Source organism: Streptomyces sp. NPDC104371, assembly GCF_055583785.1.
Genome location: NZ_JBVJNF010000004.1, coordinates 227,372 through 239,602 on the forward strand (window position 1 = coordinate 227,372; position 12,231 = coordinate 239,602).

At 70.7% G+C, this 12,231-nt stretch carries 10 protein-coding genes; 2 read left to right on the plus strand and 8 right to left on the minus strand.

What is annotated here, in order from left to right:
* Nucleotides 1-4 precede the first annotated feature (4 nt).
* From ACZ60T_RS15190 to ACZ60T_RS15200, 3 genes are all read right to left on the minus strand, one after another.
* On the minus strand, nt 5-1,042 hold the full coding sequence (locus ACZ60T_RS15190) for an endonuclease/exonuclease/phosphatase family protein (protein ID WP_469666305.1): 1,038 nt from the start codon (nt 1,040-1,042) through the stop codon (nt 5-7).
* Nucleotides 1,043-1,267: 225 nt separating this feature from the next.
* On the minus strand, nt 1,268-1,888 hold the full coding sequence (locus ACZ60T_RS15195; protein WP_469666306.1) for a TetR/AcrR family transcriptional regulator: 621 nt from the start codon (nt 1,886-1,888) through the stop codon (nt 1,268-1,270).
* A gap of 92 nt (nt 1,889-1,980) precedes the next feature.
* Nucleotides 1,981-3,585 carry an MFS transporter gene (locus ACZ60T_RS15200; RefSeq protein WP_469666307.1) on the minus strand — a complete coding sequence of 535 codons (1,605 nt, stop codon included), beginning with the start codon at nt 3,583-3,585 and terminating at the stop codon, nt 1,981-1,983.
* 203 nt (nt 3,586-3,788) lie between these two features.
* On the opposite strand from ACZ60T_RS15200, the gene panB reads away from it, so the two are divergent.
* Entirely contained in the window at nt 3,789-4,676 is an 888-nt protein-coding gene (gene panB, locus ACZ60T_RS15205) for a 3-methyl-2-oxobutanoate hydroxymethyltransferase (RefSeq protein ID WP_365619900.1), read from the plus strand.
* A 102-nt stretch (nt 4,677-4,778) separates the two neighbouring features.
* Here the strand turns inward: panB and ACZ60T_RS15210 are convergent, their stop codons facing one another.
* The 4 genes from ACZ60T_RS15210 to ACZ60T_RS15225 all read right to left on the minus strand — a co-directional run bounded on the left by ACZ60T_RS15210 (nt 4,779) and on the right by ACZ60T_RS15225 (nt 10,214).
* Nucleotides 4,779-6,530, minus strand: a complete 1,752-nt coding sequence (locus ACZ60T_RS15210) for an NAD+ synthase (protein WP_469666308.1) — start codon at nt 6,528-6,530, stop codon at nt 4,779-4,781.
* Between the two features lie 151 nt (nt 6,531-6,681).
* Nucleotides 6,682-8,619, minus strand: a complete 1,938-nt coding sequence (locus ACZ60T_RS15215) for a S53 family peptidase (protein WP_469666309.1) — start codon at nt 8,617-8,619, stop codon at nt 6,682-6,684.
* 231 nt (nt 8,620-8,850) lie between these two features.
* Nucleotides 8,851-9,507: a DUF305 domain-containing protein gene (locus ACZ60T_RS15220; protein ID WP_365619908.1), complete on the minus strand. Its 657-nt coding sequence runs from the start codon at nt 9,505-9,507 to the stop codon at nt 8,851-8,853.
* Entirely contained in the window at nt 9,504-10,214 is a 711-nt protein-coding gene (locus ACZ60T_RS15225; protein ID WP_469666310.1) for a DUF3105 domain-containing protein, read from the minus strand. Before ACZ60T_RS15225 ends, ACZ60T_RS15220 begins: the two co-directional genes overlap by 4 nt.
* Nucleotides 10,215-10,378: 164 nt before the next feature.
* Here ACZ60T_RS15225 and ACZ60T_RS15230 point away from each other — a divergent pair, with 164 nt between their 5' ends.
* Nucleotides 10,379-10,822: an RrF2 family transcriptional regulator gene (locus tag ACZ60T_RS15230; protein WP_365619914.1), complete on the plus strand. Its 444-nt coding sequence runs from the start codon at nt 10,379-10,381 to the stop codon at nt 10,820-10,822.
* A gap of 80 nt (nt 10,823-10,902) precedes the next feature.
* Here ACZ60T_RS15230 and ACZ60T_RS15235 read toward each other — a convergent pair whose 3' ends face one another.
* Nucleotides 10,903-12,081 carry a globin domain-containing protein gene (locus ACZ60T_RS15235; protein WP_365619917.1) on the minus strand — a complete coding sequence of 393 codons (1,179 nt, stop codon included), beginning with the start codon at nt 12,079-12,081 and terminating at the stop codon, nt 10,903-10,905.
* Between the last annotated feature and the right edge of the window lie 150 nt (nt 12,082-12,231).

The window sequence follows — 12,231 nt, forward strand, 5'->3', positions numbered from 1 at the left end:
GCGGTCAGGACGCCGTGGTGTCGACCTTCACCCGCGCCGCGACCGGCAGATGGTCGCTCCCGGTCCGCGGCAGGGTCCATGAGCTGACCGGTTCGATGCCCCGGACCATGATCTGGTCGATCCGCGCCATCGGGAACGCCGCGGGCCAGGTGAACCCGAAGCCGCTGCCCGCCGCGCCCTGCGTGGAGCGCATCTGCGCGGTGACGCCCCTGAGCGAGCGGTCGTTCATGGTGCCGTTGAGGTCGCCGAGCAGGATCACCTTGTCGAGCCGCTCGTCGGCGATGGACTCACCGAGCGCGGCCGCGCTGGTGTCCCGCTGCCGCGCGGTGAACCCGGCCGCCAGCTTCACCCGTACCGAGGGCATATGGGCGACGTAGACGGCGACCTCTCCCTTCGGCGTGGCCACGGTGGCCCGCATCGCCCGCTTCCAGCCCAGCTTGATGTCGACGGCCTTGACCCCGGTCATCGGGTACGTGCTCCACAGCCCGACCGTGCCGACGACCGCGTGGTAGCGGTACGTCGACGCGAGCGCCTTCTCGTACACCGGCACCGCGGACGGCGTCAGCTCCTCCAGGGCCAGCACCTGCGCGCCGGAGGCGGCCACGTCGCGGGCGGTGTCGGAGGGGTCGGGGTTCTCGGCGTTGACGTTGTGCGTGGCGACCGTCAACTCGCCGCCCGTGGCGGTCTTGTCGCCGACCAGCCCGCCGAAGAGGTTCAGCCAGATGACCGCGGGCAGCAGGACGGCGATCAGCGCGGTGGCCGACCTCCGCACCAGCGCGAGGATCAGCAGCAGCGGGACGAGCACCCCGATCCAGGGCAGGAACGTCTCGTTGAGGCTGCCGAGGTTGCCGACCCGGTTGGGGATACGGGCGTGCAGCAGCATCACCAGCGCGAGGATCACCGCGACGGCGGCCAGGACGACGCCGCGACGCCAGATACCGCGGTCGCCGCGCAGGGTGTCGGTCAGGCGCCGGAGCCAGGACCCCCGGCGGTCCGGTCCCTGTCCGCCGCTGCCCGTCTCCGTCATGTACGCCTGCGCCATTCCGTCGCCTCACAGCCTGCCGTGCACACCGTCGTCCCCACCGGTAGACCCTAGGGGATGATCACGTCCCATCCTGCCGTCCATGACGGCCGTACGGGCACGATGACGAAGAAGGCGGTGCACGGAGTTCCGCACACCGCCCGAGCCGGAACCATTGTGACGAAACGCGTACAACGGCCTGTTGGGACACGAAGGCTCACCGGGGGGCCAGGAGCCGCCGGGACGCTAGGAGCTGACGGGGCGTAGGCCGTCCAGGACCGTGTCGACGATCTGCTCGGCGAGGCCCTCCTCCAGCTCGGAGTCGGGGCGCAGCACGGAGCGTACGAGCATGGGGCCGACGATGATGTCGTTCATCAGCTCCACGTCCACGTCCTCGCGCAGTTCGCCGTTCTTCTGCCCGCGGCGCAGCACCTCGATCCCGAGCCGGCGCCGGGGGGCGACGACGCACGCCTGGTACGCGGCCCAGATCTTGGGGTTGCTCTTCATCTGGACGTGCGCGTTGTGCAGGAGCGCCGAGGTACGGCTGGCGAGGCCGCGCTGCCGCAGGACCTCCAGGAGGACGACGAGGTCGTCGCGCATCGAGGTGCCGGGCAGCTCCGGGTCCTCGGGCTCGGCGGAGCGCACCGCGTCGATGAAGAGGTCGTCCTTGTTGCTCCAGCGGCGGTAGATGGTGGCCTTGCCGACACCGGCGGTGCGGGCGATGCGCTCGATGGACAGGTCCGCGAGGGGTACCCCGTCCTCGATGAGCTTCATCACGCCGTCGATGATGGCCCGTTCGACGGCCTCGCTGCGGGGGCGTCCGCGTACGGGGCAGTCCTGCCGGGGGCCGCTGTCGGCAAGGCTCACGTTTCGACTCCGTCCATGCTGCACTGGGATGATTCTTGCCCCCCTGTGCCGTGCCGGACACCCCGCCCCCGGGTGCCCGGCCGAAGCCTGCCTCACTTCTCCGCGCTCACCAGCTCCGTCTCCTCCGTCTCACCCTGCTCCGTACGGCGCGCGGGCTGCTGCTTGCCGGGCAGGTACAGGGCCACCACGAGCGTGCCGAGCAGCGCGACGCCCGTGCCCCACAGGGCCGTGGTGTGCATGGCGTGCAGGAACGCGTCGTTGGCCGGGCCGACCAGGGCCTTGCCGTTCGGGCCGAGCTTCGCGGCCACCCCGAGCGTCGCCTCGATCGACTCGCCCGCGGTGTGGCGCACGTCCGCCGGGAGCGGGGCGAGCTTGTCCTGGATGCCGTTGCGGTACGCCGTCGACAGCACCGAGCCGAGGACCGCGATGCCGAGCGCGCCGCCGACCTGGCGGAAGGTGTTGCTGAGCGCCGACGCGGAGCCCGCCTTCTCGCGGGGCAGCGCCTGCATGATGACGACGCTGGTCGGGGTCATGATGTGGGCCATGCCGGTGCCCATGAGGAAGAACATGACCTCGAGGATCCAGATCGGCGTGTCCGCCTCCAGCGTGGCGAACGCGGCGAGCATCGCGGCGACGAGGATCATGCCCGCGGTGGTCGTGGCCTTGTTGCCGAACCGGTCGACCAGCAGCCGGGCGCGCGGCGCGAAGATCATCTGCGCGGCGGCCAGCGGCAGCATCAGCAGACCGGTCTGCAGCGGCGAGTAGCCGCGCACGCTCTGGGTGTAGAAGACGGAGAAGAAGGTCACGCCCATCAGCGCGAAGAAGACCAGCGCGATCGCGGTGATGGCGGCGGAGAAGACCTTGTTCTTGAAGTACGTGACGTCGATGGACGGGTGGTCGCTGCGCTTCTCGTAGATCACGAAGCCCACGAGCACGGCGAGACCGGCGGCGATGGTGGCGAGCACCGCGGCGTCGGTGAAGTCGGCGAGCTGCCCGCCCTTGATGATGCCGTAGACCAGCAGCACCAGGCCGACGACCGACAGGACGACGCCGACGGGGTCGATGTGGCCCGGATTGGGGTCGCGGGAGTCGGGGACCAGCCAGAGCATCAGGCCCAGCGCGATGACCACGATGGGCACGTTGATCAGGAAGACGGAGCCCCACCAGAAGTGGTCGAGGAGCACACCGCCGGTGATCGGGCCGATGGCGATGGCGAGGCCGACGCTGCCGGCCCAGATGCCGATGGCCTTGGGCTGCTCCTCACGCTCGAAGACGTTCATCAGGATGGCGAGCGTGGCGGGCATCACGAAGGCGGCGCCGAGGCCCATCACCGCGCGGAACGCGATGAGTTGGGCCGGTGAGCCGGACTCGGCCGCGAGCGCCGAGCCCACGCCGAAGACGAGGAGACCGGCCAGCAGCATCTTCTTGCGGCCCAGGCGGTCACCGAGCAGGCCCGCAGTGAACAGCAGTCCGGCGAAGACGAGCGTGTAGGAGTTGATGGCCCACTCCAACTCGCTCTGGGTGGCGCCGAGTCCGGTCGGTGCCGGAGTGGAGATGGTCTTGATGGCGACGTTCAGGATGGAGTTGTCGAGCACCACGATCAGCAGGCTGAGCATCAGCACACCGAGGATGGCCCACCGTCGCCGGTGTATCGCCTCGGGGACCCGGCGTTCGACAGGGGCAGCAGGAGAAGTCATGCGCTTGAGCGTAGGGGCATTACGATACGGAACCGTCTCGTATCGTAAATCCTTTACCGAGATCTTGCGAACACTTGTACGGGACCTTGTTCTCGCCGACGCTCTCGTCCCCCGCCCTGGCCCCGCCTGGCACGAGGTGCCACCATGGAGGTGATCCGGGGACACCGTCAGGGTGCCTCGAGATGACAGAAGGAGCCGTTGCGATGACGCAGCTTCCGGCTGCCCAGATGCAGCCCGCCCAGGGCGCGCTCAAGCCGTCCGACAGCAGCAAGGCGCTGTACGGAGGAAAGAGCACCCGCCGCATCACCGTACGCGACATCACCACCGCCAAGGAGCGCGGCGAGAAGTGGCCGATGCTCACGGCCTACGACGCGATGACCGCGTCCGTGTTCGACGAGGCCGGGATCCCGGTCATGCTCGTCGGCGACTCGGCGGGCAACTGCCACCTCGGCTACGAGACCACCGTGCCCGTCACCCTCGACGAGATGGCGATGATGTCCGCCGCGGTCGTCCGGGGCACCCAGCGCGCCCTGATCGTCGCCGACCTGCCCTTCGGCTCGTACCAGGAGGGCCCGGTGCAGGCGCTGCGCTCGGCCACCCGCCTGGTCAAGGAGGCCGGGGTCGGCGCCGTGAAGCTGGAGGGCGGCGAGCGTTCGCACCGCCAGATCGAGCTGCTGGTGGAGTCCGGCATCCCGGTCATGGCGCACATCGGGCTGACCCCGCAGTCGGTCAACGCCATGGGCTACCGGGTGCAGGGGCGCGGCGAGGAGGCCGCGGCGCAGCTCCTGCGGGACGCGAAGTCCGTGCAGGACGCGGGCGCGTTCGCGGTCGTCCTCGAACTGGTCCCGGCCGAGCTGGCCGCCGAGGTGACGCGCGTCCTGCAGATCCCGACGGTCGGCATCGGCGCGGGCCCGGAGACGGACGCGCAGGTCCTGGTGGGCACCGACATGCTGGGGCTGACCGGCGGCCGGGTGCCGAAGTTCGTGAAGAAGTACGCGGATCTGCGTCAGGTCATGGGTGACGCGGCGAAGGCGTTCGCCGAGGAGGTCGTGGGCGGAACGTTCCCGCTCGAGGAGCACTCGGTCCACTGAGCGGTCCACCGCCGGGCGGCTGCCGCCCGGCGGTTCCCCCGGCCCCGTACGGGGCCCGCGACAGCCCGCCGATCTTCCCCCGTCGGCGGGCTGTTCGCCGTGTCACGCGTGCTCGCGCCACCTGTTCGTGATCGGCAGACGGCGGTCCTTGCCGAAGCCCTTCGCCGAGATCTTCGTGCCCGGCGGGTACTGGCGGCGCTTGTACTCCGCGGTGTCGACCATGCGGAGCGTCTTCACCACCAGGTCGCGGTCGAAGCCCGCCGCCGTGATCGTGTCCGCGCCCTTGTCCTGGTCCACGTACAGGTCCAGGATCGCGTCCAGGACCGGGTAGTCGGGCAGCGAGTCCGTGTCGACCTGGCCCGGCCGCAGCTCCGCGCTCGGCGGCTTCGTGATCGAGTTCTCGGGGATCGGCGGGGTCTCGCCGCGCTCCTCGGCGACGCGGTTGCGCCACTGGGCGAGCTGGAAGATCGACGTCTTGTACACGTCCTTGATCGGCCCGTACGCGCCCACCGAGTCGCCGTAGAGCGTCGAATACCCCACCGCCAGCTCCGACTTGTTGCCGGGCGCCAGCACGATGTGGCCCTCCTGGTTGGAGACCGCCATCAGCAGCGTGCCGCGCAGCCGGGACTGGAGGTTCTCCTCCGCCAGCCCGGTCAGGCCGAGGGAGTCCATGTACGCGGCGAACATCGGCTCGATGGGGACGGTACGGAAGTTCAGGCCGGTACGCCGGGCCAGTTCCGCCGCGTCGTCCTTGGAGTGCTCTGAGGAGTACTTCGACGGCATCGAGATGCCGTACACGTTCTCCGCGCCCACCGCGTCGCACGCGATCGCCGCGACCAGCGCCGAGTCGATGCCGCCGGACAGGCCGATCAGGACGGACCGGAAGCCGTTCTTCGTCACATACGCGCGCAGGCCCACGACCAGCGCCGAGTAGACCTCCGCGTCGTCCTCGAGACGCTCGGCCTGCCCGCCCGTCCGCTCCGGCTCGTACGCGGGCAGCGGGTCCTCGGACAGCACCAGCCGGTCGATGCGCAGACCGTCGTCCACCACGCTCGCGGGGGCGTCCTGTGCCGCCGGCAGATCGAGGTCCAGGATCACGCACTCCTCGGCGAACTGCGGCGCCCGCGCGATCACTTCGCCGTCCGGTGCGACGACGATCGAGTCCCCGTCGAAGACCAGCTCGTCCTGCCCGCCGATCATGGCGAGGTAGGCGGTGGTGCAGCCGGCCTCCTGCGCCCGCTTGCGGACCAGGTCCAGACGCGTGTCGTCCTTGTCCCGCTCATAGGGGGAGGCGTTGATCGAGAGCAGCAGCCCGGCCCGCGCGCTGCGCGCGGCGGGGACCCGGCCGCCCTCCTGCCACAGGTCCTCGCAGATGGCGAGCGCGATGTCGACGCCGTGCAGCCGCACGACCGGCATCGTGTCACCGGGCACGAAGTAGCGGTACTCGTCGAAGACGCCGTAGTTGGGCAGGTGGTGCTTGGCGAAGGTGAGCGCGACCCGCCCGCGGTGCAGCACCGCCGCGGCGTTCTGCGGAACACCTGCGGGCTGGCCGTACTTGGGCTGGGCGCTCTCGCTGCGGTCGAGATAGCCGACGATCACCGGCAGCTCCCCGAGCCCCTCGTCGGCGAGCCGCGCGGCGAGGTCCCGCAGGGCCGTCCGCGAGGCCTCGACGAAGGAGGACCGCAGGGCCAGGTCCTCGACGGGGTATCCGGTCAGCGCCATCTCGGGGAACGCCGCCAGATGCGCTCCGCGCTCGGCGGAGTGCCGGGTCCAGCGGACGATCGCCTCGGCGTTGGCGGCAAGATCACCGACGGTCGAGTCGATCTGATTCAGGGCGAGACGTAGTTGAGGCACCCGACCAGTCTAGACGCCAGTAATCGTCAGAGCGACACAATGGGGTGTGGGGCGCCCCACGTGGGACATCCCGCGGACGCTGCCCCGAAGACGCGGGCGCCCGCCCCCCGATGACGGGGGACGGGCGCGAGCGGTACCGGTCGGCCGGTGCTCAGTGACGGCGCCACGACTCGACGTAGCCGGGAGCGGGCGAGCCCACCCCGGTGACGTCGTCGTAGCCGCGGACGGCCTTCAGGGAGCTGTCCTTGCCGAGGCCGCGCACCGAGGTGAGCAGCCCCTCGGAGGCGTCGTAGGTGTTGGCGAAGTCGACGCGGGCGACCGCGTACTCCTTGCCGTTCGGCTTGTCCACCACGTCGTGGTAGACCTTCGAGCCGTAGCGCTGGTACAGCGCCGGGTTGGCGAAGCCGATCGGCTTGCCGCGCTCCTGCTGGGCGAGCGCCTGGATGGCCGCGATCACCGGAGCGGCGAGCGAGGTGCCGCCGATGCGGTACTCGGAGTACTTCTGCGACCCGTCGGGGAAGGTCTGCGTCTGGCCGACCAGGAACCCGGTGTTCGGGTCGGCGATCGCCGCGATGTCCGGGACGACGCGGTTACCGGCCGGACGGTTCGCCTTGGCGAGCGAGTTCGGGACGACGCCCTTCTGGTACGCGGGCTGCGGTACGGTCCGGCTGGTGCCGCCGCCCGCGCCCGAGTTGAACGCGCCGGGGAAGTCCGTCCAGCTCCTGCCGTCGTCGGACAGCGCGGCCCGCGTGGTGCCCCAGCCGGTCTCGAACTGGTACTTGTCGCCCTTGCCGACCGCCAGCGAGGTGCCGCCGACCGCCGTCACCCAGGCCGAGTTGGCCGGCATGTCGACCTGCTTCGTCCCGGTGTTGGCGACCTCGTCACCGTCGTCACCGGAGGAGAAGTAGAAGCCGATGCCCTGCACCGCGCCGAGCTGGAAGATCTGGTCGTAGGCCGCGGCCAGGTCCGGGGTCTGGTTGGACTCCAGGTCGCCCCAGGAGTTGGAGACGATGTCCGCCAGGTGGCTGTCGACGACCTTGCTCAGCGAGTCGAGCAGGTCGTTGTCGTAGCAGGACGCGCCGCCGACGTACACGATGTTCGCCTGGGGGGCGACCGCGTGCACGGCCTCGACGTCGAGGGTCTCCTCGCCGTACCAGCCGGCCGCGCCGCACTCCTCGGTCTTCGTGTAGTCGTCCGGCAGGACCTGGGTCAACTGCCCCTTCTTGTACGGCGCGTCGCCGTTCTTCTTGGCGTAGGCCGCCGCGTCCCGGGCGATGGTCGGGGAGGCGTACGCGTCGGTGATCGCGACGGTCACGCCCTTGCCGGTCGCCGAGCGCGCGCCGTACGCGGCACGGAGCTGCTTGCCGGTGTAGCCCTTGACCGCGTACGGGACGTGCTGACCGTACGCCTTGGGCAGCGTGGTGGCCGTGTTCGAGCCGTAGTACGAGGAGAACGGGCCGGAGTTGCGGAACACGGCGTCCGGCGGCGGCAGCGTGTCCTTGTGGCTCGCCTTGTGCGGGGCGTTGTCCAGACCGGAGACGGTGAGGACCGCGTCGTGGAGCGCGGCCGGGACGGACGCCGCCTTCTCCGGGGCGCGGTAAGTCCGGTTGCCCTTGGTGTAGTTGTGCAGCCTGGCGGCGAACGCCTTCTGCACGGCGCTCGCGTCACCGGTGACGGTGAGGTAGTGCGCCGTGGTGCCGGTGACCTTCAGACCGGACGCCGTCAGCCAGTCGGTGACCGCGGTGACCTGCGCCTTGGCGGCGCCGAAGCGCCGCTGCGCCTCCTTGGCGCTCAAGTACTTGCCGTACTGCGGCGACTTCGGGTCGGACACGGCCGTCGCGTAGGCGGTCAGACCCGCCGCGTCGCGACCGGCGAGATAGACCCGGGCGGTGACCTTGGTGGCGTCGCTCGTGGCGCCCCGGTCCGCCGTGGCCGTCGCCCACGTGGGCTTGGTGCCCGCGAGCGTGGCCCGGCCGGGGTTGTCCGCGGCGTGGGCCGCGGGTATGCCGAGCGCCAGAGCACCGGCGAGCAGCGGCAGCGTGGCCGCCAGGCTCACTCCGGCGCGCGCCTTGGCACGATTGGATCTCATGAAACCCCCTGCGATGCGGTTCGTCGCATGTCGTGGTCCGTCGCTGATCCGCGGAGAGCGCCGCGCGACGAGGGCGCGGTGAAGAGATCACGCGGTGGGGCCACTCTGGCGATGAACGGTTCATGTCAGGGGCATGGAAAGGCCAAGGAAGGCTCAAGTGACTGTCGGTGGCGGGTGTTTGGGGTAGTTTCGACGGCTCCCTCTCGGACCCGTGTGGAGCCTGGGCGTCGGCTAACGCCGATCGCGCGGCGTCGCTCCCCGTTCCTTGAGCATGGTCGTCATCAGCTCGATCTCCGAGCGCTGGGAGTCGACCATGCCCTGGGCGAGCCGCTTCTCCACGCCGACCGTGCACCTGGTCGCGCAGCCCTCGGCCATGTGGACGCCGCCCCGGTGGTGGTCGGTCATGAGCCGGAGGTAGAGGATCTCGGCCTGCTTGCCGCTCAGTGAACCCAGCTTCCTCAGCTCGGTGTTGGTGGCCATGCCCGGCATCAGCGCGCCGTCCTTGCCGGACGCCATGCCGCCCATGCCCATCCAGGTCATCGGCGGGTCGGGGGACACCTTGGGCAGCCCCCACAGATCGAGCCAACCCAGCAGCATGCCGCGCTGGTTGGCCTGCGTCTGCGCGATGTCGTACGCGAGCCTGCGCACGTCCTCGTCGCGCGTGCGGTCGCGGACGAGGAACGACATCTCGACGGCCTGCTGATGATGGACGGCCATGTCCCGCGCGAAGCCCGCGTCCGCGGAGTCGGCGGCGGGGGCCTGACCGGCGCTCGTGGAGCGGGAGCCGGAGGTGGAGCCGCCGCCGTCCTCGGCGATCGCGTAGGTGACCGCCCCGGCCGCGACCAGCACCGCCGTCGCGGCCCCGGCGATCCAGCCGAGATGCCTCACCGGGTCACCCCGCCGCTGCACGTGGCGCCCGGCTCGGGCGTCTGGGGGCCCTGGACGAACCGGCCGAGGAACGCGTCGACGGCCGGGTCGGCCGCGCTCGCGACCGTGCGCTGATGGGCCCAGGCGGTGAGCATGAGCGGGTCCTTCTGGTCCTCGACCGGGCTCATCAGGGTGTACGGGGTCTTCCTGACCTTGGCCGCGAGCGCGTCGACGTCCGCCTTGGACGCCTTGCTCGTGTACGTGACCCAGACCGCGCCGTGCTCCAGCGCGTGCACGGCGTGCACGTTCGCCACCGGCTTCGGATAGACGTCGCCGTTGCAGTTCTGCCAGACCGGGTGGTGGTCGCCGCCGACCGGGGGCTCCATGGGGTACGTCACCGGGTGCGTGGTGTGGTTGCGGCCGAGCGTGCCCTTCCAGGTCTGCACGCCGTCGGCGCCCGTGACGAAGTGGCCCGAGGTCTTCGTGCCGCTCGCCGCCGGGTCGCCCGCCATCGAACCGGCCGGCTGCGGGGCGGCCGCTCGTGAACCGCCCGGCTCGGCATCGCTCGCGGCGGCGGCCTTGCCCCCGGACTGCGCGTCGACCAGGACGACACCGCCGACGGCGAGACCGGCGACGACGGCCATGGTGGCCCCGATCGTCAGGGTCCGGTTGCGGTGCTTGCGGGCGCGCTCGGCGGGGCCGGTCCCGGGCTGGGGGGCGCTGTCCATGGCGAGTCCTTGGGGGAAGGGAGGGACGGACGGGCCCGCCGATGGTAGTGGGAAGGGGAGAGCCGGGGGAGTGGGAGACACGTAATGGCCGAAGAAGCGGCTTACCTGTCGATAACTTGAACCACAGATGTCCATTATTTGATGCGGGCCATTAGGCTGAACGCATGCGCCTGCTGCGTTCCACCGACATCGCGCTGCGCGTCCTGATGCGGCTCGCCGTCGCCGACGGCTCGACCCCCACGACCCGTGAGGTCGCGGCGCACATGGACGTGCCGTACACGCATGCCGCGAAGGTGGTCGCCGATCTGCGGCACCGGGGGCTGCTGGAGGCCCGGCGCGGCCGCGGCGGTGGGCTGGCGCTCACCGAGGCGGGCCGTACGGCGTCGATAGGCGGGCTCGTCCGCGCCTTCGAGGGCGGCGGTGACGTGGTCGACTGCGAGGGCGTCAGCAACGCGCCCTGCCCGCTCAGCTCCGGATGCCGGTTGCGCGGTGCGCTGCGCCAGGCCCAGGAGGCGTTCTTCGTCTCCCTCGACCCGCTGACGATCGAGGACGTGGCCGCGGCGCCGACCGGCCCCCTGCTGCTGGAGATCTCCCGCAGGCAGCCCTGACCGACACCCCCTGCCGAACGAGCGACGTCCGCCGTGTCACAGGACACGGCGGACGTCGCTCGTCTCATCGGGCTCAGGGGTTACGCGAGCCAGAGGTCCGGCCCGAAGACCTCGTAGTGGATGTCGGCGGGCGCCACGCCCTTCTCGATGAGCTGGGCGCGTACCGCGCGCATGAAGGGCAGCGGACCGCACAGGTAGGCGTGCGTGCCCGAGGCCACCGGCACGGCGGTCAGGTCGACGCGGCCGGTGTGCGCGGACTCGGGGGCGTCCTGCTCGTACCAGAAGTGCACGGCGGCGTCCGGCAGCTTGGCGGCGAAGGCCTCGTGGTCGCCGCGCAGGGCGTGCGTGGCGGGGGTGCGGTCGGCGTGGACGACGGTGACCGGGGCGCGGTGATCGGAGTCGGCGAGCTGCTCCAGCATCGCGATCATCGGGGTCACGCCGATACCGGCGGAGGCGAGCAGCAGGGGCGCGTCGGTGGCGTCCAGGACCAGGTCGCCGTACGGGGCGGAGAGCTGGAGGACGTCGCCCTCGCGCACATGGGCGTGCAGGTGGTTCGAGACCTCGCCGTCGGGGGTCGTGGCGTCACCGAGCACCCGCTTGACGGCAAACTGCCGTACCGACGAGCCGGGGGCCGCGGTCAGGCTGTACTGGCGGATCTGCCGGGCACCGTCCGCGAGGTGGACGCCGACCGAGACGTACTGGCCCGCGCGGTAGTCGGGCACCGGCGCGTCGTCGACCGGGCTCAGCTTGAAGGTGGCGACGTCGGGGGTCTCCTCGATCCGCTCGACGACCTTCCACTCACGCCATTCCGTCTGCCCGCTCTGCTCGTACAGCCGCTTCTCGATGGCGATGAGGGCGTTGGCCATCAGCCAGTAGACCTCGCTCCAGGCGGCGGCGACCTCGGGGGTGACCGCGTCGCCGAGCGCCTCCGCGATGGCGGCGAACAGGTGTTCGTACACGATCGGGTACTGCTCGGGGACGATGTGCAGCGAGGCGTGCTTGTGGGCGATGCGGCTGAGCATCACGTCGGGGCGGTCGTCGGGGTGCTCGACCAGATGGGTCGCGAAGGCGGCGATGGAACCGGCGAGCGCCTGCTGCTGGGCGCCGGAGGCCTGGTTGCCGCGGTTGAACAGATCGCGCAGCAGCTCGGGGTGGGCGTCGAACATCTTGCCGTAGAACGACTTGGTGATCTCGCCGATGGCCGCGCCGACGGCGGGAAGGGTGGCGCGGACGGTCGCCGCGGACTGCTCGGACAGCATCGTCACTCCTGGAGACTCAGTCGATCGTCTGTGGTCGATCGTCTGCATCAGACGGTATGGAAAGTGGTATTTCAGATGCAACTTATGAGCGGGTGGGATCGCTCACGTGGGGAAAGTGCCGTCCGGCCCTTGCGGGGGCGCGACGGACCG